This window comes from Bradyrhizobium sp. 160 (assembly GCF_023073735.1).
In the GTDB taxonomy this organism is placed as follows: Bacteria; Pseudomonadota; Alphaproteobacteria; order Rhizobiales; family Xanthobacteraceae; genus Bradyrhizobium.
Map to the genome: position 1 here is coordinate 28864 of NZ_JADPKD010000060.1, position 24123 is coordinate 52986.

General features: G+C 63.8%; 22 protein-coding genes. 10 read left to right on the forward strand and 12 right to left on the reverse strand.

All coding sequences use genetic code 11. The features are described from left to right. Positions 1–16: 16 nt before the first annotated feature. The 5 genes from IVA98_RS25140 to IVA98_RS25160 all read right to left on the reverse strand — a co-directional run bounded on the left by IVA98_RS25140 (position 17) and on the right by IVA98_RS25160 (position 4455). Positions 17–709 carry an AprI/Inh family metalloprotease inhibitor gene (locus tag IVA98_RS25140; RefSeq protein WP_247302680.1) on the reverse strand — a complete coding sequence of 231 codons (693 nt, stop codon included), beginning with the start codon at positions 707–709 and terminating at the stop codon, positions 17–19. Continuing rightward, a complete protein-coding gene (locus IVA98_RS25145; RefSeq protein ID WP_247302678.1) occupies positions 709–1698 on the reverse strand; it encodes a 2-hydroxyacid dehydrogenase in 990 nt (329 codons plus the stop codon). Before IVA98_RS25145 ends, IVA98_RS25140 begins: the two co-directional genes overlap by 1 nt. Then, positions 1698–2516, reverse strand: a complete 819-nt coding sequence (locus IVA98_RS25150; RefSeq protein WP_247302676.1) for an ABC transporter permease — start codon at positions 2514–2516, stop codon at positions 1698–1700. The genes IVA98_RS25145 and IVA98_RS25150 overlap by 1 nt, the downstream gene beginning before the upstream one ends. Beyond that, positions 2513–3328 (reverse strand): ABC transporter ATP-binding protein, encoded by an 816-nt coding sequence (locus IVA98_RS25155; protein WP_247302674.1) that lies wholly within the window; start codon positions 3326–3328, stop codon positions 2513–2515. Before IVA98_RS25155 ends, IVA98_RS25150 begins: the two co-directional genes overlap by 4 nt. 104 nt (positions 3329–3432) lie before the next feature. Continuing rightward, positions 3433–4455: an ABC transporter substrate-binding protein gene (locus tag IVA98_RS25160; RefSeq protein WP_247302672.1), complete on the reverse strand. Its 1023-nt coding sequence runs from the start codon at positions 4453–4455 to the stop codon at positions 3433–3435. Between the two features lie 165 nt (positions 4456–4620). On the opposite strand from IVA98_RS25160, the gene IVA98_RS25165 reads away from it, so the two are divergent. The 3 genes from IVA98_RS25165 (at position 4621) to IVA98_RS25175 (ending at position 9291) form a co-directional block, all read left to right on the forward strand. Further along, positions 4621–5427, forward strand: coding sequence for a creatininase family protein (locus IVA98_RS25165; RefSeq protein ID WP_247302670.1), 807 nt, complete (start codon positions 4621–4623; stop codon positions 5425–5427). A 350-nt stretch (positions 5428–5777) separates the two neighbouring features. Next, positions 5778–7748, forward strand: a complete 1971-nt coding sequence (locus tag IVA98_RS25170) for a carbohydrate porin (protein ID WP_247302668.1) — start codon at positions 5778–5780, stop codon at positions 7746–7748. Between the two features lie 247 nt (positions 7749–7995). After that, a complete protein-coding gene (locus IVA98_RS25175; RefSeq protein WP_247355724.1) occupies positions 7996–9291 on the forward strand; it encodes a hemolysin family protein in 1296 nt (431 codons plus the stop codon). Positions 9292–9364: 73 nt separating this feature from the next. Here the strand turns inward: IVA98_RS25175 and IVA98_RS25180 are convergent, their stop codons facing one another. The 3 genes from IVA98_RS25180 to IVA98_RS25190 all read right to left on the reverse strand — a co-directional run bounded on the left by IVA98_RS25180 (position 9365) and on the right by IVA98_RS25190 (position 12498). Continuing rightward, positions 9365–9604 carry a PilZ domain-containing protein gene (locus IVA98_RS25180; protein WP_247302871.1) on the reverse strand — a complete coding sequence of 80 codons (240 nt, stop codon included), beginning with the start codon at positions 9602–9604 and terminating at the stop codon, positions 9365–9367. Between the two features lie 101 nt (positions 9605–9705). After that, entirely contained in the window at positions 9706–11394 is a 1689-nt protein-coding gene (locus IVA98_RS25185; RefSeq protein ID WP_524536412.1) for an FMN-binding glutamate synthase family protein, read from the reverse strand. Between the two features lie 330 nt (positions 11395–11724). Continuing rightward, entirely contained in the window at positions 11725–12498 is a 774-nt protein-coding gene (locus IVA98_RS25190) for a ferredoxin--NADP reductase (RefSeq protein ID WP_247302664.1), read from the reverse strand. Between the two features lie 373 nt (positions 12499–12871). Between IVA98_RS25190 and IVA98_RS25195 the strand changes: the two genes are divergently transcribed. Further along, positions 12872–13678 carry an ATP-grasp domain-containing protein gene (locus IVA98_RS25195; protein WP_247302662.1) on the forward strand — a complete coding sequence of 269 codons (807 nt, stop codon included), beginning with the start codon at positions 12872–12874 and terminating at the stop codon, positions 13676–13678. A gap of 156 nt (positions 13679–13834) precedes the next feature. Here IVA98_RS25195 and IVA98_RS25200 read toward each other — a convergent pair whose 3' ends face one another. Together IVA98_RS25200 and IVA98_RS25205 are read right to left on the reverse strand one after the other, a co-directional pair. Next, positions 13835–14776, reverse strand: a complete 942-nt coding sequence (locus IVA98_RS25200; protein ID WP_247302660.1) for an amino acid ABC transporter substrate-binding protein — start codon at positions 14774–14776, stop codon at positions 13835–13837. Positions 14777–14785: 9 nt separating this feature from the next. After that, positions 14786–16084 (reverse strand): dicarboxylate/amino acid:cation symporter, encoded by a 1299-nt coding sequence (locus IVA98_RS25205; protein WP_247276360.1) that lies wholly within the window; start codon positions 16082–16084, stop codon positions 14786–14788. A gap of 211 nt (positions 16085–16295) precedes the next feature. On the opposite strand from IVA98_RS25205, the gene IVA98_RS25210 reads away from it, so the two are divergent. The 5 genes from IVA98_RS25210 (at position 16296) to IVA98_RS25230 (ending at position 21568) form a co-directional block, all read left to right on the forward strand. Continuing rightward, entirely contained in the window at positions 16296–17297 is a 1002-nt protein-coding gene (locus tag IVA98_RS25210; protein ID WP_247302658.1) for an NADP-dependent oxidoreductase, read from the forward strand. 155 nt (positions 17298–17452) lie between these two features. Further along, on the forward strand, positions 17453–18280 hold the full coding sequence (locus IVA98_RS25215) for a hypothetical protein (RefSeq protein WP_247334886.1): 828 nt from the start codon (positions 17453–17455) through the stop codon (positions 18278–18280). A gap of 132 nt (positions 18281–18412) precedes the next feature. Continuing rightward, entirely contained in the window at positions 18413–18628 is a 216-nt protein-coding gene (locus IVA98_RS25220) for a hypothetical protein (RefSeq protein WP_247302655.1), read from the forward strand. Between the two features lie 190 nt (positions 18629–18818). Next, positions 18819–19958, forward strand: a complete 1140-nt coding sequence (locus IVA98_RS25225) for an FAD-dependent monooxygenase (protein ID WP_247302653.1) — start codon at positions 18819–18821, stop codon at positions 19956–19958. Then, positions 19955–21568 (forward strand): benzoate-CoA ligase family protein, encoded by a 1614-nt coding sequence (locus IVA98_RS25230; protein WP_247302651.1) that lies wholly within the window; start codon positions 19955–19957, stop codon positions 21566–21568. Before IVA98_RS25225 ends, IVA98_RS25230 begins: the two co-directional genes overlap by 4 nt. Positions 21569–21631: 63 nt before the next feature. Here IVA98_RS25230 and IVA98_RS25235 read toward each other — a convergent pair whose 3' ends face one another. Continuing rightward, entirely contained in the window at positions 21632–22144 is a 513-nt protein-coding gene (locus IVA98_RS25235; protein ID WP_247302649.1) for a MarR family winged helix-turn-helix transcriptional regulator, read from the reverse strand. After that, on the reverse strand, positions 22134–22766 hold the full coding sequence (maiA, locus tag IVA98_RS25240; RefSeq protein ID WP_247302647.1) for a maleylacetoacetate isomerase: 633 nt from the start codon (positions 22764–22766) through the stop codon (positions 22134–22136). The genes IVA98_RS25235 and maiA overlap by 11 nt, the downstream gene beginning before the upstream one ends. Before the next feature lie 194 nt (positions 22767–22960). Between maiA and gtdA the strand changes: the two genes are divergently transcribed. Continuing rightward, positions 22961–24001 (forward strand): gentisate 1,2-dioxygenase, encoded by a 1041-nt coding sequence (gene gtdA, locus IVA98_RS25245; protein WP_247302645.1) that lies wholly within the window; start codon positions 22961–22963, stop codon positions 23999–24001. The last annotated feature ends 122 nt before the right edge of the window (positions 24002–24123 follow it).

Below are 24123 nucleotides of genomic sequence, written 5' to 3' on the forward strand. Positions count from 1 at the left end.
AGCGCTGAAGGCTTGCCTATTGACGCAGCATGAGCAAGGGATCGGCGGTATCGGGGACGCGCCGCCACTGCGCGTTGTCGTCGGCCTCGAACTGCCAGGCCTCGCCTGATTTCGACATGAGGAGGATCTGACCGCGCTCGAGCCGCCATTGCGTCGGGTTGAATTGCGCGATCGCCGCGTCGCATTTCGGCTTGAGGAAGACCTGGAAATTGTCCGCGCCCGCCTCGGTGTTGGTCAGCGTCAGCCCACACACCGGCTGGCCGTTGCCGCGCACCATCGACCAGTCACCAATCATCTGGTCCATCGATTTGGCCATCGATCGCGCCGCGGCGAGATCCTGCAGGATGTAGACACCCTCGCCCTGGCGCAGGCCCTCGAAGATGCCGGCCTCGACCTCGGTAAAGTCGATCACGGCTTCACCGGTGGCGTCCTGCAAGCGGACGATGTCGAGACCCCGGACGTTCCAGGCAACGATGTCCTTGGTGAAGGGCAGCGCGGTCTTGCAGGCCGGCTCCAGCTCCAGCTTAAAACCCTGGCCCTTGGCGTCGCCCTTGAGGGTGATGACGCAGGTCTTGTTGCGCTCGGTGGTCGAGAGCTCCCACTGCCCGGGCATCTGCTTCTTCAGGGTCGCCGCATCCTGCGCGTGCGCAGGATCGATCGCGGCAGCACATGCCGCGATCATCAATGCAACGCCTCGAAGAGCTCTCATCAGCGCCCCCTAAACGGCGTTTCCGCAACCGGCGTCAGCGGCGCCTTGCCGGCGAACCAGGCCTTGAGATTGTCGACCACGAGCTGATCCATCGCGTTGCGCGTCACCACCGAGGCCGAGCCGATATGCGGCAGCAGCACCACGTTTTGCATGGTCTTGAGCTCGTCCGGCACGTTCGGCTCCGCCGCGAACACGTCGAGGCCGGCGGCGAGGATGCTGCCTGATTTCAGCGCCTGAACCAGCGCCGGCTCGTCGACCACCGAGCCGCGCGCGACGTTGATGAGCACGCCGCGCGGGCCGAGCGCCTTGAGCACCTCGGCGTTGATCATCTTGTCGGTGCTGGCGCCGCCGGGCACGATCACCATCAGCGTGTCCACCGCCTTCGCCATCTCGATCAAATCAGGATAGTGCTTGTAGGAGACATTCTTGGATGGGTTGCGGGAATGGTAAACCACAGGCACCAGCGAAGCATCGAGCCGGCGCGCGATGGCCTGGCCGATCCGGCCCATGCCGACGATGCCGACCTTGCGGTCACGCAGCGAGCCGACGCTGAGCGGATAGTTCTGCGTCTGCCACAGTCCGGAGCGGACGTAGCGATCGGCCTTGATGAACTCGCGCAGTGTGGAGATGAGAAGGCCCATCGCAACGTCGGCGACCTCCTCGGTGAGGACATCGGGCGTGTTGGTGACGATGATATTGTGCTCGGCCGCGTATTTGGCGTCGATGTGATCGTAGCCGACGCCGAAGCTCGCCACCATTTCCAGCTTCGGCAGCTGCGACAGTGAATCCTTGTCGGCGCGCACGGTGTGATAAGTCACGGCGACGCCGCGGATCCTGTCGCGGACCGCCGGCGTCAGCCGCTCGAGGTCACCGCGCGTCTCGGCCTTGTGCACGACGAAATGGTCGGAAAACCCGTTCTCGAGGATCGGCCGCACTGGTCCATAAATCAAAAGATCGATCTTTTCGGACGAAATTGAACCGGCGGTCATCAGTTTTCCTTTCCAAGCGCGCTCTCATGCCAGCGGCGTAAAACGAGGTGCGAAACTAGCGCCAGCACCCCATAGATGACAATCCCGGCGAGCGACAACAAAAGCAGCGCAGCGAACATGCGGGGTATGTTCAATCGATAGCCTGACTCGGCGATCCTGTAGGCGAGCCCGGAGCCAGCACCGGCCGTTCCCGCTGCAATCTCGGCCACGACCGCGCCGATCAGCGACAGGCCGCCGGCGATGCGCAAGCCGCCGAGGATGTAGGGCAGCGCCGCGGGCAGCTTGAGAAAGCGCAGCGCCTGCGGCTTTGATGCGCCATAGAGCTGGAACAGGCCGGCGAGATTGCGGTCGACCGAATTGAGCCCGAGCGTGGTGTTGGACAGCACCGGGAAAAAGGCGACGATGAAGGCGCAGACCACCACCGCGGTCTGCTGCTCCAGATAGATCAGCAAGAGCGGTGCAATCGCGATGACCGGCGTCACCTGGAGCACGATGGCATAGGGGAACAGCGAATATTCCACCCATTTCGACTGGTTGAACAAGAGCGCCAGCCCGATGCCGCCGATGCTCGCCGCCACAAAACCTTCGAGCGTGGTCAGAAGCGTGGTGGCGAGCGACTGCGACAGCACCGCCCAGTCCTTGATCAGCGTCAGAAAGATGACGGAGGGCGCCGGCAGCACGTAGGGCGGAATCTCCTTGATACGGACCACCAGTTCCCAGGCGAGAAGGCCGGCCGCGAACACGAGGACGGGCGGCACGAGGCGCATTGCACGTTGCGCGCCGGACGGCTTTGCGGTGACGGCAGCTTGCACGTTCATAGCGTCGATTGCCCCGCATAGGACGGCGCCAGCGTCGCCGACACCCTGCGGCAATAATCGGAATAGGCGACTGAAGTACGAAACTCCTCGCCCCGCGGCTCGACCGTCTCGATGCGGAGGTCGGCCTGGATGCGGCCGGGCCGCGCCGTCATCACCACCACGCGCTGCGACAGGTAAACTGATTCGAACACCGAATGGGTGACGAAGATGACGGTCTTGCCGAGGCTGCGCCACAGCGCGAGCAAATCATTGTTGAGGCGGAAGCGCGTGATCTCGTCGAGCGCCGCGAACGGCTCGTCCATTAGCAGGATATCGGGATCGGTGACGAGCGCGCGCGCCAGCGACACCCGCATCTTCATGCCGCCGGAGAGCTCGCGCGGAAAGGCATCGGCAAAATCGGCAAGCCCGACGCTGGCGAGCGCCGCCTCGGCACGCGCGCACGCCTCGGCCTTCGGAACGCGACCAAGCCTCAGCGGTAGCCGCACGTTCTCGCGCACGCTGGTCCAGGGCATCAGGGTCGGCTCCTGGAACACGAAGCCGATGCCGCGGCCCGGCTGCGGCGCGCCCTCGCGGCGCGCCACCCGCACGATTCCAGAAGAGGGCGTGCTGAGCCCCGCGATCAGCCGCAGCGCCGTCGATTTGCCGCAACCGGACGGACCCAGCAGCGAGATGAACTCGCCCTTGCGCACGGCGAGGTCGAGCGGGCCGAGCGCCATGACGCCGTTGTCATACGCTTTCGTCACGCCGCGCAGGCTGATGGCGAGCGCCGTCAGGCTGGCCTCGACGGCGGGCGAGGTTGAGCTCTCTAGCATTGGTCGCAGGCTGTTGTGAGACGCGGTCGGGCCGCGTCTTTCACCTCTCCCCATCGGGGAGAGGTGTGGGACACCGAGCCGCCTGCGCCAGATCTCAACATGCGTTACGGCTTGCTCGGGCGCAGCTCGACGCCGACGCCCTTGTTGACGAAGCGCAGCGTATAGGACTTGCGGAAGTCGAGATCGGGCTTCACCACGCCCGCCTTCACCATCTTGTTGAAGAAGGAAGCGTAGCGCTCGTCGCTCATGGCGCCGATGCCGTTCTTCAGGCTGTCGCCGGAATCGACGATGCCGTGCTCTTTCATCTTGGCGACGGAGTAGGCGAGCAGATCATCGGTCATCTCGGGGTTGAGCTTCTTGATCATGGCATTGCCAGCGGAATTGTCGCGGTAGATGTAATTGTACCAGCCGATGATGGAGGCATCGACGAAGCGCTGCACCAGATCGGGCTTCTTCTCGACCACGTCGCGGCGGGTTTCGATCAGGGTCGAATAGGTATTGAAGCCGTAATCGGCGAGCAGCAGTACGTTGGGCTTGAAGCCGGCCGCCTTCTCGACCGCGAAGGGCTCGGATGTCACGTAGCCCTGCATGGCGCTCTTGGGGTTGGCGATGAAGGGCTGAGGATTGAAATTATAGGGGCGGACATTTTTCTCGCTGAATCCATATTCGGACTTCAGCCACTGGAAGTAGCTGGTCATGCCCTCCTTGGAGACGAACAGCGTCAGGGGCTTGAGGTCCTCGATCTTGCTGATCTTGGCATCGGGCTGCGTCAGCATCACTTGCGGGTCCTTCTGGAAGACCGCGGCGATGGTCACGACGGGGACGTTGTTGGCCACCGCATCGAACGACATCAGCGTGTTCGCGGCCATGAAGAAATCGATCTTGCCGGCGATCAGCAGCATCCGGTTGTTCTCGTTGGGCCCGCCCGGGACGATGGTGACGTCGAGCCCGTAACGCTTGTAGGTGCCGTCGGCGACCGCCTGGAAGAAGCCGCCATGCTCGGCCTCGGCGACCCAATTGGTGCCGAAGGTGACCTTGTCGAGCGTTTCGGCCTCCACCGGGACGCTTCCGATCAAAGCGGCCATCAGGCCCGCCGTTAACGCTCGCCGCAGATGAGAGGGGCTCATGAAGGGACTCCGTCGATCGTTGCTGGCCCAATCGCGTCTGGCTCATGTGAACGCAACGCGATAAAACTGCATGAAGTTCGGGGACGCGAGCCGTTCGGGCCCGCGTCCCCTCATACCCCAAATTACGTGACAAATGCGGGCAAAGAAACCTCCAAGGAAAGCTCAATGATGCCGTCCCGCGACTGGACCGAGATCCTCTGGGCCGATGTTGCCCCGGCCGAGGCCTCGGGTTGGATCGCCGTGCTGCCGCTGGCGGCGACCGAGCAGCACGGCCCGCATCTGCCGCTCGAAACCGACGTGCTGATTGCGGATGCCTATCTCGCGCGCGTGCGCAAGCTGCTGCCCGAAACCGTTCCGGCCAGTTTCCTGCCCGTTGAACCGGTCGGCATTTCCACCGAGCATATCGACTATCCAGGCACGCAGACGCTGCCGACCGACGTTGCGCTGAAGCGATGGACAGCTATCGGCGAAGACGTCGCGCGGCGCGGCGTGACGAAGCTTGTCATCATCACCAGCCATGGCGGCAACAGCGCGGCGATGATGCTGGTCGCACAGGATCTTCGCGCGCATCAAAAGATGTTCGTGGTGACGACGTCGTGGTCGCGGCTGTCGGGCGCCGACAGACTGTTCCCGGCCGACGAAGTGCGCCACGGCATCCACGGCGGCGCGATCGAGACCTCGATCATGCTGGCGCGCTATCCTCACCAGGTGCGCACGGATGCGATCGCGGATTTTCCCGCGAGCAGCATCGCAATGGAGCGGCAATATCGCTTTCTGTCGACGCAGCGGCCCGCGCCGTTCGCCTGGCAGGCGCAGGATCTCAATCCCAGCGGCGCCGTCGGCAACGCGACGCTGGCTGATCCGGCCAAAGGCGAACAGCTCCTTGACCAGGGCGCCCGCGCCTTTTGCGAATTGCTGGGCGAGGTCGATGATTTCGACGTGAACAGGCTCGCCAAGGGGCCGCTTGGTTAGCTGCGGCGCCTCATCCCGTCTCGCGCCTCGCGCCGGGCTGTCCCGCCAGGAGGGTCATTGGTTTTTGGGCCCGCTGGAATCGTTGCAGCCCCGTCACACAGAGGTGCGAACCATCACCTGCGGCAATCCGCACCAGTTGCTATTGCGAATTAATCGCAATAGCGTTCAAAGAAGGTCGCGAAACCTGGGAAGAATCGGCGTCGAGCCGAGATCATCCCGGGCGATTGCGCGGGTATTAGAACTGATGACAGGGCCGCTGCGAATCGGCAGGGATGTCGGCTGCGGCGAATGGAATACATTGGCCTTTGGGGGCGTGCGTTTTGACGTTGAGAGGTCACCGTTACAGGTACTTGCGGACGGCCGCGGCGATTGCGACGGGCGTGCTGGCTTTTCCCGCCACTGGCACCGCGGCCGATCTGCCGCTGAAGGCCTCGGCGCTGAGAGCGGTCTATGACTGGACGGGGCTCTATATCGGCGCGCATGCCGGCTATGGCCGCGGCTCGTCGCACTTTGCGCTGAACGACGGCGCTGCACTCAACGACAGCGGCGTCTTCAGCGGCATGATCGGCGGCGTCCAGGCCGGCTACAATTACCGGCTGAATTCCGGCTGGCTGGTGGGCGTCGAAGGCGATTTCTCGTTTCCCAACTACATCACCTCGAACTCGATCGTCTCCTTCCTGGCGACGACCGCCAACACCGTCACGCAGCAATGGGACTACACTGCGAGCCTGCGCGGCCGCGTCGGCTACACCAGCGGTCCGTGGCTGCTCTACGTCACCGGCGGCTTTGCCTGGATGGGCGAGCGCTATTTCGACGCGCCGGCTTCCGGTGCCGAAATCCCAAAAATCCTGAACACGCGGCCCGGCTGGGTCGCAGGCGCCGGCATCGAATACGGCTTTGCGCCCCATTGGAGTGCGCGGCTCGAATATCTCTACAGCCGCTTCGACGGCGCCAACGTCGCCTTCTCGACGGGGGCCCAATACAGCTCCTCGTCGCTCGACTTCCAGCAGATCAGGCTCGGCCTCAACCGCAAGGTCGATTGGGAGGGCCTGCCAAGCTACGTCCCGAAGAGCTCCCTGACCGACACGGACTCGGACCGCTGGGAGATTCACGGCCAGAGCACCTATCTGCCGCAAGGCTATCCGTTGTTCCCCGCCCTCTACACAGGGCCGAATTCGCTCTCACCGTCGGCGCAGGCCAAGGCGACCTGGAGCAACAGCCTGTTCCTGAACGCACGGCTCTGGGACGGTGGCGAGGTCTATTACAATCCCGAGCTGCTCCAGGGGTTTGGACTGAACGACACCGTTGGCGCCGCCGGCTTCCCCAACGGCGAAGCGCAGAAGTCGAACTTCCCCTATCCGCATTACAACACTTCGCGCCTATTCGTGCGCCAGACCTTCGGCTTCGGTGGCGAGCAAGAGGAGCTCGCGAGCGGCCAGTTGCAGCTCGGGCAGAAGGTCGACGTGTCCCGCCTCACCTTGCAGGCCGGCAAGTTCGCGGTGATCGACGTGTTCGACGGCAATGCCTACGCCAAGGACACCCGCAAGGACTTCATGAACTGGTCGCTATGGGCGCCGGGCGCCTTCGACTATTCCGCCGACAAGGTCGGCCTCACCTACGGCGTCACCGCCGAGCTCAACCAGAAGCACTGGGCCCTGCGTGGCGGCTATTTCCTGATGGTCTCCGAGTCCAATTCGAATCATTTCGACACCAGGGTCGGGGAGCGCGGCCAGTACGTGCTCGAGCTCGAGACGCGCTTCTCGCTGTTCGGCCAGCCCGGCAAGCTCAGGACCATGGGCTGGCTCGACAGCGCGAACATGGGCAGCTTCCGCGAGACGCTGGACAATGCCGCGCTCAATCTCGATATCACGCAGACCCGGCGCGGCCGTTTAAAGTACGGCTATGTGCTCAATCTCGAGCAGGCGATCACGGACGATGTCGGGCTGTTCGGCCGCTGGAGCTGGAACGACGGCCGTTTCGAAACGCTGGCCTTCACCGACATTCATCGCAGCCTGTCCGCCGGACTGTCGATCAAGGGCACGAAATGGGGCCGGCCTGACGACGTGATCGGCATCGGCGGCGCGCTCAACGCGATCTCGCAGGATTATCGTGACTTCCTGGCCGCCGGCGGCCTCGGCGTGCTGATCGGCGACGGGGCGCTGAACTATCGCAAAGAGCGCATCCTCGAGACGTATTACGCCTACGCGCTGAACAAAAACCTCACCCTCACAGCCGACTACCAGCTCATCGTCAATCCCGCCTACAACGCCGACCGCGGACCGGTGTCGGTGTTTTCGGGACGGCTGCACGGCGAGTTCTGAACGCAGCTCGGGCGGGATGAATGCGCGCGTAGTCCTTCGAGACGCGCAGGGATTCGCTTTTCAAATACGATTTCCGAGCGGGAAGAGTTGTTCGGAGGCGACGGCGAAGCCGCGGCCGGCCTCGCCGGCGCGCAGGAACCATCGATCATGCGGTTCCCGAGGCGCCAGATGCGGCGGGATTGTGTCTCGCTGAATACCTATATCAAGGCCTGGGCGCCCAGCCACAGTCGCTTACCGCGGAACATCAATGCTCTCGATCGAACTCGTCATCGTCGTCGTCCTGATCGTCATCAACGGCCTGCTGTCCATGTCCGAACTCGCCGTCGTGTCGTCCCGCCCGGCGCGGCTGTCGCTGCTCGCCGCCAAGGGCGTGCGCGGCGCCGAGCGGGCGCTGACGCTGGCGGCCGATCCAGGCAAATTCCTCTCGACGGTGCAGATCGGCATCACGCTGGTCGGCGTGCTTTCCGGCGCATTCTCCGGCGCGACGCTCGGGCAGCGGCTGACGCAATGGCTGCTCGAGCTCGGTATGTCCCCAGGCATTGCCGACATCGTCGGCGTCGGCATGGTCGTCACGCTCATCACCTACGCCACCCTGATCGTCGGCGAACTGGTGCCGAAGCAGGTGGCACTGCGCGACCCCGAGAGCATCGCCGTCAGGGTCGCGCCCGCGATGCACCTGCTGGCGCGGATCTCGCTGCCGCTCGTCGTCCTGCTCGATGTCTCGGGCAAGGTGATCCTCGCGCTGCTCGGTCGCGGCGGCAGAGCCGAGGAAAAGGTCTCGGAGGACGAAATCCATCACCTCGTCAGCGAGGCCGAAAGCGCCGGCGTGCTCGAGCCCGGCGAGAAGGAGATGATCGCGGGCGTGATGCGGCTCGGCGATCGGCCAGTCGGCGCGGTCATGACGCCGCGCACCGAGGTGGACGAGATCGACCTGAACGACGATGTGAAGACCATTCACGAGATCATCGCGAAGAGCCCGCATTCGCGTTTCCCCGTTTCGGACGGCGATCGCGACAAGCCGATCGGCGTGCTCCAGGCCAAGGACCTGCTGATCGCTTATATGAACGAGCGCACGCCGGATCTGCGCGCGCTGGTGCGCGAGGCGCCGGGCATTCCGGCCTCGGCCGATGCCCGCGACGTGCTGGCCATCCTGAAAGCTGCGCCGGTTCACGTCGGTTTCGTCTACGACGAATACGGCGCCTTCGAAGGCATGGTGACGGCCGCCGATATCCTCGAGTCGATCGTCGGCGCCTTCCATTCCGAGGAAGGACCGCCCGAGCCGGCCTTTATCAGGCGCGACGACGACTCGCTCCTGATCTCCGGCTGGATGCCGGTTGACGAGTTCGGCGAACTGCTCGGCATCGAGCTGCCGCCACATCGCTACAACACGGTGGCAGGCCTCGTGCTGCAACAGTTCAGCATGCTGCCCAACGTCGGCGACGCCTTCGATTTCGCCGGCTGGCACATGGAGGTGGTCGATCTCGACGGACGACGGATCGACAAGATTTTGGCGAGCCGGCGGGGCGAAGAGGCGGCGGCGTGAGGGCGCGCAATTGTATGCACCGAGCGCGGGACGCCGCACCCACTCGTCCCGGCGCAGGCCAAACGCAAAACCTTCACCCGAACCTCACCCCGATCCGCTTTTCCTTGCGCCAGACCACGGTGCACGATCGATGCGTCCCGTCGGCCTGGACGAACAGGGTGAAATGTTCGGGGATGCCGACTGGGCTGGTGACGTCGAGGGCTGCGCCGGTGTCGGACAGATTGCGGATGGTGCAGTCGATCGCGCCGCCGCCGAACTCGATCGTCCCGGCCTTCAGCACGCGATGTCTCGCCTTGTCGCGCCGTTCGTCCATGGGCACAATTTACACCCAAAGTTGAACCAAGAGTTAACCGCAGCCGAGCTCGCGATGTTTTTACGCGCCGGGACCGGCGTCCTTGCGGGGCGGCGCGACACTCACTGCGCGGGCTGGAACGTCTCGGAGCGTGCCATCCGCCAGGCGTCGCGAAACCGCGGATCTTCCGTGCCTTCGAGCAGCTCGCCCGGGCGCAGCGCCGGATAGAGCTGTGCGAAGGATTGCACCTGGGTGGTCGACGTCCGCTGGCTGAAGTGGATCGGACGCAGCTGCTGCGGATGTTCGAGGCCGGCAGCGGCGATCAGCTCGGTCAGCGAGTGCAGCGTCGCATGGTGGTAATTGTGCACGCGGTCGATCTTGAGCGGCACGTAGAGCGCGCGCGCCCGCGTCGGGTCCTGCGTCGCGACGCCCGTGGGGCAGCGGTCGGTGTGGCAGCTCAGCGACTGGATGCAGCCCAGCGAGAACATGAAGCCGCGCGCCGAATTGCACCAGTCGGCGCCAATCGCCATGGCGCGCGCCATGTCGAAGGCGGTGGCGATCTTGCCGGACGCCCCGATCTTGATACGGTCGCGCGCATTGATGCCGACCAGCGCGTTGTGGACGAAATTGACGCCCTCGCGCATCGGCATGCCCAAATGATCCATGAATTCCAGAGGCGCCGCGCCGGTGCCGCCCTCATTGCCGTCGACGACGATAAAATCAGGATAGATGCCGGTCTCTATCATCGCCTTGCAGATCGCCAGGAACTCCCAGGGATGGCCGATGCACAGCTTGAAGCCGGCCGGTTTGCCGCCGGACAGGCGGCGCATCTCGGCGATGAACTGCATCATGCCAACCGGCGTGGAGAAGGCGCGGTGCGAGGCCGGCGAAATGCAATCCTCGCCCATCGCGACACCGCGGATCTTGGAAATCTCTTCCGAGACCTTTGCGGCCGGCAGCACGCCACCATGGCCGGGCTTGGCGCCCTGGCTGATCTTGAGCTCAACCATCTTGATCTGGTCCTCGCCGGCGACGCGCGCGAACGCCTCGGAATCGAAGCTGCCGTCGAGATGACGGCAGCCGAAATAGCCGGAGCCGATCTCCCAGATGATGTCGCCGCCCATCTCCCGGTGATAGGGGCTGACGCCGCCCTCGCCGGTGTCATGCGCGAAACCGCCCTTCTTCGCGCCGGCATTCAGCGCACGCACCGCGTTGGGGCTGAGCGCGCCGAAGCTCATCGCCGAGATATTGAACACAGAGGCCGAATAGGGTTTTGCGCAATCCGGCCCGCCGATGACGACGCGGAATTTTTCCTCGGCATGCGCCTTCGGCGAGACCGAGTGATGCATCCACTCGTAACCCTCGCGATAGACGTCCTCCTGGGTGCCGAACGGACGCTTGTCGAGCTCCATCTTGGCGCGCTGATAGACCACCGCGCGGGTATCGCGCGAGAACGGCATACCGTCCTTCTCGCTCTCGAAGAAATATTGCCGCATCTCGGGGCGGATTTCTTCCAGGAGGAAGCGGATGTGCGCGGAGATCGGATAGTTGCGCAGCACCGCGTGACTCTTCTGCAGGAGATCGCGGACGCCGAGCAGCGTCAGCGCGCCGAAGATCAGGATCGGGACCAGCAGGATGTCGAAGATCTTGCGGTCGACGATACCGATGGCGATCAGCAGCGCAGTGACAACCGCGCAGATCGTCAGCACGATAAAGCGCGGCGAGAACGGAAGCAGCAGGGTTTCCATGACCCCCTCTTCCGCCAGGGGCAGGCGTTTGGGAGCTTCGTGCGTCTTGTTGTCCTCGGCCACGATCCGATCCTCTCGCCAGCATGAGGCGATACGATACGCCTGTGCCTGTCATACGGATATGACGCGGCCCTTGTTTCAGGCTAGCGAATTCGGCTGAGACAAATCAATCAGCCCGATGGGCGGGCTTTTGCAGTGCAGCAGAAGGGGAAAGGGACGCGGCTAAGCGGGCAAAGGCGCCTCACCCGCCGCTGTCCTCCTGGCGAAAGCAAGGACCACCCCTAAGCGGGCGTTGTTGCGAAGACTGGCAACGACCAAGCCTTCGCCAAACTTCACCCGGTCGGTACTGGTCCTGGCCTTCGCCAGGACCACACCGACGACGAAGAGGGGGGCTTAGCGCTCGACGAACGCCTTTTCGATCACGAAATGGCCGGGCTTGTTGCCGGAGCCTTCGACGAAGTCGCGGCCTTCGAACATCAGCTTCAGCTCTTCGAGCATCGCGGGGCTGCCGCACATCATGATGCGGTCGGTTGCGATGTCGAGCGGGCCTTGACCGATGTCGTTGAAGATCTGCTCGGAGCTGATGAGATCGGTGATGCGGCCGCGGTTGCGGAACGGCTCGCGGGTCACAGTCGGATAGTAGACGAGCTTGTCCGCGAGCAGCTCGCCGAACACCTCGTCCTCACGCAAATTCGCGACCAGCTTCTCGCCATAGGCGAGCTCGGAGACCTGGCGGCAGCCGTGCACCAGCACGATCGACTCGAACTGATCATAAACCTCGGGATCCTTGATCAGGCTCGCAAACGGCGCAAGGCCGGTTCCGGTCGACAGCAGCAGCAGCCGCTTGCCGGGAAGCAGATTGTCGGTGATCAGCGTCCCGGTCGCCTTGCGACCGACCAGAATGGTGTCGCCTTCCTTGATCTTCTGAAGGCGCGAGGTCAGCGGACCGTCCTGAACCTTGATCGAGAAAAACTCGAGCTGTTCCTCGTGATTGGCGCTCGCCATGCTGTAGGCGCGCAGCAGCGGGCGGCCGTCGACCTCGAGGCCGATCATGGCGAACTGGCCGTTCTGGAACCGGAAGCCGGTATCGCGCGTGGCGCGGAAGCTGAACAGCGTGTCGGTCCAATGGTGGACGGAAAGAACCTTCTCTCGGTAAAACGCGCTCATGATTTTCGATATTCCGAATATTTGCGGTTTTCGGACAAAAGGATTGCCAGGCCCCTGACGGCGGGGCGAGCACCATTTGCCATGGCGGAGGATTTCGCGTGTGTGATCTACGCCATTGAGACCAATAATCAACCTCGTTTCGGAAGCAATTAGTGCCCGCCAAACCGGCATTTGGGCGGAATTGGGCGCATCATTAATGAATTTGCTGCCCCGCGCGCGCGGCGGGCAATTTCTTTTCCCTCCGGGGCTCGATGGCAGCAGTTAATTTCCGTCGCGCTAACGAGAATTTCATTAAGAATAGCTCTGATTTTCACCCCGGTTTGGCGCCGTTTCCCGCATTTTTGCGGCTTTTGGCGACAGGAACGACCGAACCATGACGAGCGAGCGGATCTTCATCCAGGCGATCAGGCGCTATTGCGCGGACCATGGCATTGCGGTCGATGTCCACGCCAGTGGCTGGCTGGTTGCGATGCGCCGGGGCAAGACGCGCCGCTTCGCCTTCGGCTACGACATCGGCCTCAACAGCGCCATCGCGCATCGTCTCGCCAGCGATAAATCGGCCACCGCCGAGGCGCTGGCGCTGGAGGGCGTGCCGTGCATTCCGCATCATCTGTTCCTCAACCCGAAGCTCGGCAAGAATGTCGTTGGCCCCACCTGGCGAGATGCAATGCTTGAGCTGCTTCACGGCCATCCGCAAGGCGTGGTGGTGAAGCCGAATGAGGGGACATCGGGGCGCTCGGTGTTCAAGGTGACGACGGAGGCGGAGCTGGATCACGCGGTTGGCGAAGTTTTCTCGATGAATGCCGGGCTCGTGATCTCGCCCTATGTCGCGATCGAGGACGAGGTCCGCGTGGTGCTGCTCGATGATGTCCCCCTCGTCGTCTACGGTAAGCAGCGTGGCACAGATTGGCGACACAATCTTGATGCCGGCGCAAAGCCGGTATTGCTGGGGAGCGGCGAGGTTCGAACGGCTTGCGTCAAGCTCGCGATCGATGCTGCGCGCGCGATCGGCATCGCCTTTGCGTCGATCGACGTGGTGCGCGTCGATGGCGATTGGCGCGTGCTCGAGATCAATTCCGGCGTGATGATGGAGTCGCTGGCGAAGCTGCATCCGGAGTTGGTGCAGGCGACGTACGACGCGGCGCTGGACCGGGTGTTTGGGAGGCGAGCTGACTGCTAAGCGCAGGGTGGAACCCTTCTACCCTTGCGGGAGAAGGTGGCGCGAAGCGCCGGATGAGGGGTTCTCTCCACTCGCGAGGCTGCTCGTGCGGATAGAGACCCCTCACCGTCTCGCCGCTGCGCGGCGAGCCAGCCTCTGGTGCACTGAGCTCGCGGCTCAATTATTCGCGCCCGGCGAATCGTCCATCGCCTTGAAGGCTTCTTCCAGCTGCAGCGAGATCGGTACGTTCAGCCGTTCGCCGGTGGGAAACCTGGCGGTGAACCATTTGTTGTAGAGCGGGATAAGGTCGCGGTTCGAGCCGAGCTTGCGGAAGGCGCGTTCGACCACGGCGGCGAGTTGCGGCTCGCCCTTCCTGAACATGATGCCGTAGGGATCGTAGGACAGATAGTCCCCGACCACGCGAAAATATTCCTGGGCCTTGTGACGCGCAATCAGGCCGTAGAGCAGGATGTCGTCGGTCGCGAACGCATCCGCCTTGCCGTCGTTCACCATCTGAAACGACTGCTCGTGATCCGGCGCGGTCACGATGTTAAGACCGAGCGAGAGCTTCTTGTCGGCTGCCTGGATCGCCTGCTCGTTCGTGGTGCCCTTCGTCACCACGATGGTCTTGCCCTTCAGATCGGTCAGCGACCGGACGTTCGACGCCTTCGGCACCATCAGCTTGGTGCCGGCGACGAATATCAGCGGCGAGAAGGCGACGCGCTTGCCACGTTCGGCATTGGCGGTAGTCGAGCCGCATTCAAAGTCGATCTTGTTCTGGAGCACGGCGTCGATGCGGTCGTCCGAGGTGACCTTGACGTAATCTATCCTGAGATTGGGATCGTCGACCTCGATGCCGATCTCCTCGACGATGGCCTCGCACAGCTCGAGGCTGTAGCCGATCGGGCGCCCCGCCTGGTCGAGGAAGGAGAATGGCGGCGAGCTCTCGCGATATCCGAGCCGCACGGTGTGCGCCTGCTTGATGGCCGACAGCGTCGGGCTGAGCCCTTCGCTGCCGGTCTGGGCGAACGCCGAGCTCACGAACAACGAAGTCATCAGCAAACATGCCGCGAGCCATAAGCAGAATGAGGTCAGTGACCTCGCCAGGAACTGGCCCATGGTTCGCTCCTACCCATGGCCGGCCATGGCGGGCACTTCACCGGGCACCATATCCTCGGGCACCGCATCACTAGGTCCAAGCTCGTGCTCGGGCCCGAGCTCACCTTCCCATTTGGCCACGACCGAGGTCGCCAGCGTGTTGCCGATCACGTTGGTGGCACTGCGGCCCATGTCCAGGAAGGTGTCGATGCCCATGATCATCAAGAGGCCCGCCTCGGGGATGTTGAACTGCGCCAGCGTCGAGGCGATCACGACGAGCGAGGCGCGCGGCACGCCGGCGACGCCCTTGGAGGTGATCATCAGCGTCGCCAGCATGGCGAGCTGGGTGCCGAGCGGCATGTCGATGTGGTAGCTCTGCGCGATGAAGACGCTGGCGAAGGTGCAGTACATCATCGTGCCGTCGAGGTTGAAGGAATAGCCGAGCGGCAACACGAAACTCGAGATCCGCGACGAGGCGCCGAAACGGTTGAGGCCCTCCAACGTCTTCGGATAGGCCGCTTCCGAGCTCGCGGTCGAGAATGCGATCATCAGGGGCTCGCGGATCAGCTTCAGCAGATGACCGTAGCGTGGCCCGATCACGATGAACCCGACGATAACCAGGATGGTCCACAGGATCGCCAGCGAGAGATAGAAGCCGCCCATGAAGACGACGAGCTTCCAGAGCACCAAGAGTCCATTCTTGGCGACCGTCGCGGTGATGGCGGCCCATACCGCGAGTGGCGCGAACAACATCACGTAGCTCGTCACCTTCAGCATGATGTGGCCGATGTCGTCGATCAGCGCCAGGATCGGCTTGGAGCGCTCGGGCATCGCGCCCATCGCCACCGAGAAGAACACGGCGAAGATCACGATCTGGAGGATTTCGTTCTGCGCCATCGCGTCCGCGATCGAGGTCGGGATCAGATGGGTCAAGAATTTCTCGATCGAGAAGGCGGAAACCGGCAGGCCTGTCGATTGGCCCGCCGCGGGCAGCGTGCCCGGGAAGTTCGCGCCAGGCTGAAGCAAATTCACCATGATGAGGCCGAGCAACAGCGACACGAACGAGGCGCTGACGAACCAGCCCATGGTCTTGGCGAAGATGCGGCCGAGCTTGGAGCCGGAGCCCATATGGGCGATGCCGCCGACCAGGGTCGCGAACACCAGCGGCGCGATGATCATCTTGATCAGGCGCAGGAACATCATAGCGATCAGGTTGATGGACGAGGCCCAGTCGGCGCGCGTGTCGGGCAGGAAATTGTAGATCGCCGAGCCCATGACAATGCCCAGCACCATCGCGGCCAGAATGTATTGCGTGAACCTGTTGGACATCGCTTACCCCCACGTACACCGGCGCTTCATGATGTCGCAGATATCACAGCGACGCAACACGCTTTGCGTGTGCTCGTGTTGGCCGGATGTTCTCGTTGTGAAATGGAACGCCGCGATCTAGCTTTCATGCAGCGCACAACGCATGCGGCTTGCACGTTTTCTTGGCTGCCGCTGCATCAATAATCGCCAAACGATCGGAGAGGGGAACGCCATGAGCGGCAACATCAATCGCCAGATTCTCCTGGTGGAAAAACCCAGCAGCAAGCTCGGGCCCGAGCATTTCAAGATGGTGGAGCACGCAGTGCCGGAGCCGAAGGACGGCGAGGCCCTGCTGCGCGTGCGATACATCTCGCTCGACGCCGCCAACCGCGCCTGGATGCATGGCGCGACCTATCGCTCCGCCGTCGAAGCCAACAGCGTGATGGCCGGCGGCGCCATTGCCGAGGTTGTCAGCTCGAAGGCGCCGGAGCTGGCGGCGGGCGACATCGTGTTCGGCGACACCGGCTGGCAGGAATATGCCGCGGTGCCGGCGAAGCATCTCACCAAGATGCCGAAGCTCGAGCCGATGACGCATCTGCTCAGCGTGTTCGGCATCGCCGGCCTGACCGCCTATTTCGGCCTGCTGGAGATCGGAAAGCCCAAGGAGGGCGAGACGGTCGTGGTCTCCGCGGCCGCGGGCTCGGTCGGCTCACTCGTCGGACAGATCGCCAAGATCAAAGGATGCCGCGTGATCGGCATCGCCGGCGGCGCCGACAAATGCAATTGGCTGACTTCCGAGCTCGGCTTCGATGCGGCCGTGGACTACAAGGACGGCGCGGTGTTCAAGGCGCTACGCGCAGCTGCAGCCAAGGGGATCGACGTCTATTTCGACAATGTCGGCGGCGACATTCTGGAAGCCTGCCTGCCGCAGATGAACAATTACGGCCGCATCGCCTGCTGCGGTGCAATCTCGCAATATGACGGCGCGCCCGCCGCACACGGCCCGCGCGGCGTGCCCGGCTTGATCGTGGTGAAGCGGCTCGTCATGCAGGGCTTCATCGTGATGGACTACATGAAGGACAGCCAGCGCGCACTGGCAGACCTCCAAGCGTGGGTCAATTCGGGCAAGCTGAAGGTGCAGGAGGACATTATCGATGGCCTCGAGAACACACCGAACGCGCTGATTGGATTGCTGGCGGGCGAGAACCGCGGCAAGCGCATGATAAGGCTCTGAGACGCCGCCACGGCGCAATTGCACCTGCATAATTGGCTTGCAGGAGAGATCAAAGCGGCGAATGATGCCACGCGCGAGGCATCATTCGCGACGATTGCGATTGCATTATATTTTAAGAGTCGTCGGCGTGACCGGCAGGGCAGGAAATCAGTCAGATGCTCAACACGTTGAGACATGCATCAACGCGCAAGGTGTTGCTGGCGGCAGCGTTCTTCGCAATTGCAACAGGCGCGTTCGCGCAGGCGCCGACCGAGGCGCAGAAGGGCGCCATCCGCTCGGCATGCCGCTCGGACTTCATGGCGCATTGCTCGAGCGTGACGCCCGGCGGGGTGGAAGCGTATCAATGTCTGGCAAAGAACATGTCCAGCCTGTCATCGGGATGCCAGACCGCGGTTCGCGCGGTCGAGCCTGCTTCGGCGCCGAAGACCGAAGCTGCGCCGAAGACCGAGGCTGCGCCCAAGCCGGCAGCGGCGCCTGCCACGCCGAAGGCTGACTCCGCTCCCGCTGCAAAGCCGGCCGCCGCGCCGGCGCCGAAGGCTGCTGCCGCCACGCAGCCGAGCAGCGCGCAGGTTGCGGCGGTCAAGAGCGCGTGCCGCGCCGATTATCCCAAGGTGTGCGCCAGTGTGCCGCCGGACGGCGCCCCCGCGCTCGAATGCCTGGAGAAGAGCAAGGCCAAGGTCTCGCCGGCCTGCCAGAGCGCGTTGAGTGCGGCGTCCGGCGGTGGCGCGGCTGCAACGGCAGCGCCCGCGGGTGCGGCTCCCGCGGCAGCAGCACCGGCGGCCGCGCCAGCGGCGATCGTTTTGCGCCCGCTGCGGCCGCGCGAAGAGCTGTTCATCGCAAGGTCGGCCTGCGGCGCCGACATCCGCACGCTCTGCGCCGGCGTCGCGCCCGGCGGCGGCCGCATCATTCAATGCATCTCCAGCAATGCCGCCTCGCTATCGCCGGCGTGCAAGGACGTGCTCGCCCCGTTCGCAGTGCGATGAGGCAGCGCACGATCGCGCGCCAAGGCACAGGGGCAATGCTTGGCGGCCTGCGCGAATGAATTCCCGCACGCCTGCAACGACAAGTCTTTTGCAAGGACCCGATTTCGATCACGGCCAGACCAGGAGGACAACATGCGTTCATTGCTGCTCGTCGCTTCTGCACTCCTTGCCTTCGCAGCGACCATGACGTTCGAGGCCACCGACGCCAATGCGGTGGTCTGCGCCCGCGGCGTGTATCGCGCCGGCTGCGCCGGGCCGAGCGCGGCGGTCGTGGTCCGCAAGCCGGTTCCGGCCGTCCGCTGCACCAGGGTGCTGGTGAACGGGGTCTACGTGAAGCGCTGCGTCTGACGGTGCGCATGGCCAAGCCCGCGTAGTTTGGCTATGCTTGCGCGCGAAACTGCTTCGGACACGCGCCAAACGCGCGTTCGGGAGTGAGCTTCGGCGCGCCTCGCCTTTCATAATTCCGCTGGCGCCGGACGCCGGAGCACATTAGTCTACCCCTAGATAGTGAGTATACTGTCAATTAGGGAGGCAGACGTTGCGGATCGCCGTGATTGGCGGGGGGCCCGGTGGGCTCTACTTCGCCTATCTCTGGAAGAAGCGTCACCCCGAGGATCAAGTCGACCTGTTCGAACAGAACCCGGCCGACGCGACCTGGGGCTTTGGCGTCGTGTTCTCGGACCAGGCTTTGGAATTCCTGCGCGCCGACGACCCCGAAACGGTCGACGCGATCGCGCCGCATATGGAGAGCTGGGAGAACATCACGCTGAACCTGCACGGGGACAGCGTCGCCATCGACGGGGTCGGCTTCTCCTCGATCGGACGGCTCGAGCTGCTCAAGTTCCTGCAGCAGCGCGCGCTCGATGCCGGCGTCGCCCCGTGCTTCGACACCCAGATCCATGCGATCGACCAACTCAACGGCCACGATCTCATCGTCGCCGCCGACGGCCTCAACTCGCTGGTGCGCCGGGCCTATGAGGGCGATTTCGGCACCTCGCTGTCCTACTCCTCCAACAAGTTCGTCTGGTACGGCACCTCGAAACGCTTCGATACGCTGTCGCAGACTTTCGTGAAGACCGACCGCGGCGCCTTCAACGCTCATCACTACCGCTACTCGCCGAACATGAGCACCTTTCTGGTCGAATGCGATCACGCGACATGGCAGGCCTATGGCTTCGCCTACAAGGACGTCGAGCAGTCCAAGGGCGTTTGCGAGGAGGTGTTTGCCGACACGCTTGGTGGCCATTGCCTCGTCTCCAACAAATCGGTCTGGCGCAACTTTCCCTGGGTCTGGAACGAGCACTGGTCGTTCAAGAACATCGTGCTGCTCGGAGATGCCCTGCACTCGGCGCATTTCTCGATCGGATCAGGCACGCGGCTCGCGATCGAAGACGCCATCGCGCTGGTCAAGGCGCTGGAATCGGATGCGCATCTGTCGACCGCTCTGCATCGCTACCAGGCCACGCGCAAGCCGATCGTGCAGAAGCTCGTCGATGCCGCGCGCACCAGCGCGTTCTGGTACGAGCACTTCGCCGACCACATGAAGCTGCCCGTGATGGATTTCGCCTATAGCTACATCACCCGGTCCGGCCGCATCGACGATTCCCGGCTGCGGGCGATGTCCCCGGCCTTCATGGCGCGCTACGAGGCGGCCAAGAACGGCGGGGGTGCGGCATGAGCAACGAGATTCGCGACCAGGTGCCCGCGGACAGCCCCGGCGCACGCGAGATCGGCTTTGCCGTTCCGCAAATCTATAATGCCGGCCGCGTGCTATTCGACAATCTCGATCAAGGGCGCGGCGACAAGCTCGCGCTCATCGGCCCGGCGGGCACGCGGACCTATGCCGAGCTCTGCGCCGAGGCTTGCCGCTGGGGCAACGGGCTTGCCTCGCTCGGCCTCAAGCGCGGCGACCGCGTGCTCTTGTTTCTCGACGACACGCCGGCCTATCCCGCCGCCTTCTTCGGCGCGGTGCGCGCCGGCTTCGTGCCGCTCCTGATCAACACGCTGACGCCGCCGGACCTCTTGCAGTTTTATCTTGCCGATTCCGGCGCTGCCGTTGCGGTGGCGGATGCCGAATTCTGCGCGCGCTTCAATGCGGAAGCTTGCAGGGACACGGGTCTGCACACGCTGATCGTCGTCAATGGCGAGGTGCGCGACCACGCCGCGCCTGTTGCGATCGCAGCGGCAAGCTGGCTGATGCAGTCCCCGGCCGAACTCGCGGAAGCCAACACCGATCGCGACGAGATGGCGTTCTGGATGTACTCCTCCGGCTCAACCGGCCGGCCCAAGGGCATCGTGCATCTTCAGCACGATATGGCCTATAGCGAAGCCGCCTTTGCCCGGAGCGTGTTGAAGCTGACGTCTGGCGACATCTGCTTCTCGGTACCAAAGATCTTCTTCGCTTACGGCTTTGGCAATTCCGTCACCTTCCCATTCTCGGCGGGCGCGGCAACGTTGCTGTTGCCGGGCCAGCCGAAGCCCGCATCGATCTTTTCGGCGATCGAGCAATACAAGCCGACGGTGTTCTTCGGCCTGCCGACGCTCTACACGGCACTGACCAAGGCCGAGGGCGCCGACAAGACCGACTTTTCGTCGCTGCGCATGGCGCTCTCTGCGGCCGAGGTGCTCTCGGCCGAAGTCTTCAACGGCTGGAAGGCGCTCACAGGCCTCGAGATCGTCGAGGGTCTCGGCTCGACCGAGGTGCTGCACATCTATCTCTCCAACCGTCCTGACAAGAGGAAGCTCGGCGCCGCCGGCCTGCGCGTGCCCGGCTACGAGGTTGCGCTACGCGACAAGGACGGCCGCGACGTCGCCGATAACGAGGAAGGCATCTTGTGGGTGCGCGGCGATTCCAACACGCCGCTGTACTGGAACCGGCCGGACAAATCCGCCGAGACCATTCGCGAGGGCGGCTGGATCTACACCGGCGATCGCTTCGTGCGCGATGCCGACGGCTTCCACTTCTTCCGCGGCCGCGCCGACGATCTCATCAAGATCTCCGGCCAGTGGGTCTATCCGCTGGAGGTCGAACTCTGCCTCGCCGACCACCCTGATATTCGCGAATGCGCGGTGTTCGCCGCCGAACTGCCGGATCGGCGCATGACGCTGAAGGCCGTGGTGGTGATGAACAACCGCGCCACTGATCAGAGCGAGACGACGCGCAAGCTCCAGGATTATGTGAAGGGCAAGCTATTGCCGTACAAATATCCGCGCGAGGTAATCTTCATCGACGAGCTGCCGAAGACCGGCACGGGGAAGATCGACCGGCAGGCGTTGCTGCGGATGTGAGGCCGAGGATGTGAGGGATACGCTCACGTGACCATACCCACGCTGTCATCGCCCGCGAAGACCTCACCCGCCCTTCCCCAGATGTTCCAGCGCATCCTCGGCCCGCAGCGGCACGCGTGAGGCTTCGTTGTTGAGATCGACGAGCTGCACCAAGAGCTCCAGCAGCGCCTTGCGGTCGGCGGGTTTCAACGGCTCCAGCATGCGCGCCTGGGCTCGCTCTACGGCGGGGATGATGTCGCGCAGGATCGCGGCGCCTGATCTGGTCAGATAGAGCAGCTTGATCCGCTTGTCCTCGGGCGCCGGCTTGCGCTCGATATAGGCCTTGGCCTGAAGCCGCTCGATCACGCTGCCGAGCGTGGAGCGATCGAAGGCGATCACCGCCGACAGACGCGTCGCGTCGATGCCGGGATGGGTGTGGACCGCGATCAGCGCCGCATATTGCACCGGCGTCAGGTCGAACGCCTTGCACTCCTCCATGAAGATCGAGACCGCGATCTGCTGCATGCGCCGGAACAGATAGCCTGGCGCGGCATAGACCGCATCCATCGTGATCGGAGGAAGAGGCTTACTCGGCATCGGGCTGCTTCTCCGGCGCGGCATTGGCGAAGGCCGGCATTGCCTTGGCGGCGGCTTCTGCCTGAAGCAGGCGCGGATAGGCCGACACATCGACGCCGAAACGGCGCGCATTGGCGAGCTGCGGCACCAGACAGAGATCGGCCAGCGTCGGCGCGTCTCCGAAGCAGAACGGGCCCGGCTCGCCCCTGATCAGCGTCTCGCAGGCCGACAATCCCTCGCGGTTGACCCAGGCCGCCCAGTCCTGGACCTTCTCCTCGGCAAGGCCGAGCTCGCGCAGCCGCGCCAGCACCTTCAGGTTCTGCACCGGATGTGTGTCGCAGGCGATCGCGAGTGCGAACGCGCGCACCTTGGCACGGCGCAGCGGGTCCTTCGGCAGCAGCGGCGGATTGGGATGCGTTTCGTCGAGCCATTCGATGATCGCGACCGATTGGGTCAGCACTTCGCCCGCATCGTCCTCCAGCGCCGGCACCAGGCCTTGCGGGTTGATGGCGAGATAGGCGGGCGCGCATTGCTCGCCCTTGCGCAGATGATGCGGCAGATGCTCGGCACCGAGGCCCTTGAGGTTCAGCGCGATCCGCACGCGATAGGCGGCGCTGGAGCGGAAATAGCCGTGCAGCTTCATTGAGACCTCCCTTGTTTCTTGTCGTTCCGGGGCTCGCGGAGCGAGAACCCGGAACCTCGAGATTCCAGGTGCGCAAGTGCGCACCATAGTTCGATGCTGCCGCATCGCCCCGGAATGGCGACCAACATCCCTCACGTTGACGCTACCTATATCCTCAGTATACTGTCAATCGACAAAACGAACGGAGCCGCACCATGGAAGCCGTGACCAAGACGCCGGAACGCGAGGCATTTTACCGGAAGATCGACGGCGAAAATCTCACCGCGCTGTGGACGGTGATGAGCGATTTGATCACGCCGGAGCCGAAGAGCGCCTGCCGGCCTCACTTATGGAAGTTCGAAATCATCCGCGACTACATGACGGAAGCCGGCAAGCTGATCACCGCCAAGGAAGCCGAGCGGCGCGTGCTGGTGCTGGAGAATCCGGGCCTGCGCGGCCAGTCCAAGATCACGACCTCGCTCTATGCCGGGGTGCAGATGGTGGTGCCCGGCGACGTCGCGCCCGCGCACCGCCACAGCCAGTCCGCGCTGCGCTTCGTGCTCGAAGGCAAGGGCGCCCACACCGCGGTCGACGGCGAGCGCACCGCGATGGAGCCCGGCGACTTCATCATCACGCCGTCGATGACCTGGCACGATCATTCCAACGAGACCAGCGAGCCGATGTTTTGGCTCGACGGCCTCGATATCCCGCTGGTGCAGTTCTTCGATTGCTCCTTTGCGGAAGGCTCAAGGGAGGACCAGCAGAAGATCACAAGACCAGCCGGCGACAGCTTTGCGCGCTACGGCCACAACCTGCTGCCGGTCGACGTAAAGCGGAGCTCGAAGACCTCGCCGATCTTCAGCTATCCCTATGCCTACACCCGCGAAGCGCTGGAGAAAGCCCGCGCAAGCCAGGAATGGGACGCCTGCCACGGCCTGAAGCTGAAATTCAGCAATCCCGAGACCGGCGATTTCGCAATGCCGACCATCGGCACCTTCATCCAGCTGCTGCCGAAGGGTTTCAAGACCGCGCGCTATCGCTCGACCGATGCCACGGTGTTCTGCCCGATCGAAGGCCGCGGCCGCAGCCGGATTGGGGATGCGACCTTCGAATGGGGCCCGCGCGATCTGTTCGTGGTGCCGAGCTGGCACTGGGTCACGCACGAGGCGGATGAGGACGCCGTGCTGTTCAGCTTCTCGGACCGGCCGGTGCAGCAGAAGCTGGATCTGTTTCGGGAAGATCGCGGGAACGCGTGACGGAGCAGGTCTCGTAGCTGGCTTCGTAGCAACCATTAAGTGGCGGCAGTTTTTTGCTCCGCCCGGATGGTCTGCGCCTGCCATGATGATGCCGTGCTCGCGTCCGTCAAGGCGTGGCCTGG

What these genes read in the sequence shown, in the direction of transcription:
- IVA98_RS25175 (WP_247355724.1), top strand. Translation starts at nt 7,996, where the DNA reads ATGCTCTCGATCGAACTCGTCATCGTCGTCGTCCTGATCGTCATCAAC.
- IVA98_RS25190 (WP_247302664.1), bottom strand. Translation starts at nt 12,498, where the DNA reads ATGAGCGCGTTTTACCGAGAGAAGGTTCTTTCCGTCCACCATTGGACC.
- IVA98_RS25165 (WP_247302670.1), top strand. Translation starts at nt 4,621, where the DNA reads ATGATGCCGTCCCGCGACTGGACCGAGATCCTCTGGGCCGATGTTGCC.
- IVA98_RS25200 (WP_247302660.1), bottom strand. Translation starts at nt 14,776, where the DNA reads ATGGGCCAGTTCCTGGCGAGGTCACTGACCTCATTCTGCTTATGGCTC.
- IVA98_RS25205 (WP_247276360.1), bottom strand. Translation starts at nt 16,084, where the DNA reads ATGTCCAACAGGTTCACGCAATACATTCTGGCCGCGATGGTGCTGGGC.
- maiA (WP_247302647.1), bottom strand. Translation starts at nt 22,766, where the DNA reads ATGAAGCTGCACGGCTATTTCCGCTCCAGCGCCGCCTATCGCGTGCGG.
- IVA98_RS25155 (WP_247302674.1), bottom strand. Translation starts at nt 3,328, where the DNA reads ATGCTAGAGAGCTCAACCTCGCCCGCCGTCGAGGCCAGCCTGACGGCG.
- IVA98_RS25230 (WP_247302651.1), top strand. Translation starts at nt 19,955, where the DNA reads ATGAGCAACGAGATTCGCGACCAGGTGCCCGCGGACAGCCCCGGCGCA.
- IVA98_RS25180 (WP_247302871.1), bottom strand. Translation starts at nt 9,604, where the DNA reads ATGGACGAACGGCGCGACAAGGCGAGACATCGCGTGCTGAAGGCCGGG.
- IVA98_RS25145 (WP_247302678.1), bottom strand. Translation starts at nt 1,698, where the DNA reads ATGACCGCCGGTTCAATTTCGTCCGAAAAGATCGATCTTTTGATTTAT.
- IVA98_RS25220 (WP_247302655.1), top strand. Translation starts at nt 18,413, where the DNA reads ATGCGTTCATTGCTGCTCGTCGCTTCTGCACTCCTTGCCTTCGCAGCG.
- IVA98_RS25140 (WP_247302680.1), bottom strand. Translation starts at nt 709, where the DNA reads ATGAGAGCTCTTCGAGGCGTTGCATTGATGATCGCGGCATGTGCTGCC.
- IVA98_RS25235 (WP_247302649.1), bottom strand. Translation starts at nt 22,144, where the DNA reads ATGCCGAGTAAGCCTCTTCCTCCGATCACGATGGATGCGGTCTATGCC.
- IVA98_RS25210 (WP_247302658.1), top strand. Translation starts at nt 16,296, where the DNA reads ATGAGCGGCAACATCAATCGCCAGATTCTCCTGGTGGAAAAACCCAGC.
- IVA98_RS25150 (WP_247302676.1), bottom strand. Translation starts at nt 2,516, where the DNA reads ATGAACGTGCAAGCTGCCGTCACCGCAAAGCCGTCCGGCGCGCAACGT.
- IVA98_RS25160 (WP_247302672.1), bottom strand. Translation starts at nt 4,455, where the DNA reads ATGAGCCCCTCTCATCTGCGGCGAGCGTTAACGGCGGGCCTGATGGCC.
- IVA98_RS25215 (WP_247334886.1), top strand. Translation starts at nt 17,453, where the DNA reads ATGCTCAACACGTTGAGACATGCATCAACGCGCAAGGTGTTGCTGGCG.
- gtdA (WP_247302645.1), top strand. Translation starts at nt 22,961, where the DNA reads ATGGAAGCCGTGACCAAGACGCCGGAACGCGAGGCATTTTACCGGAAG.
- IVA98_RS25195 (WP_247302662.1), top strand. Translation starts at nt 12,872, where the DNA reads ATGACGAGCGAGCGGATCTTCATCCAGGCGATCAGGCGCTATTGCGCG.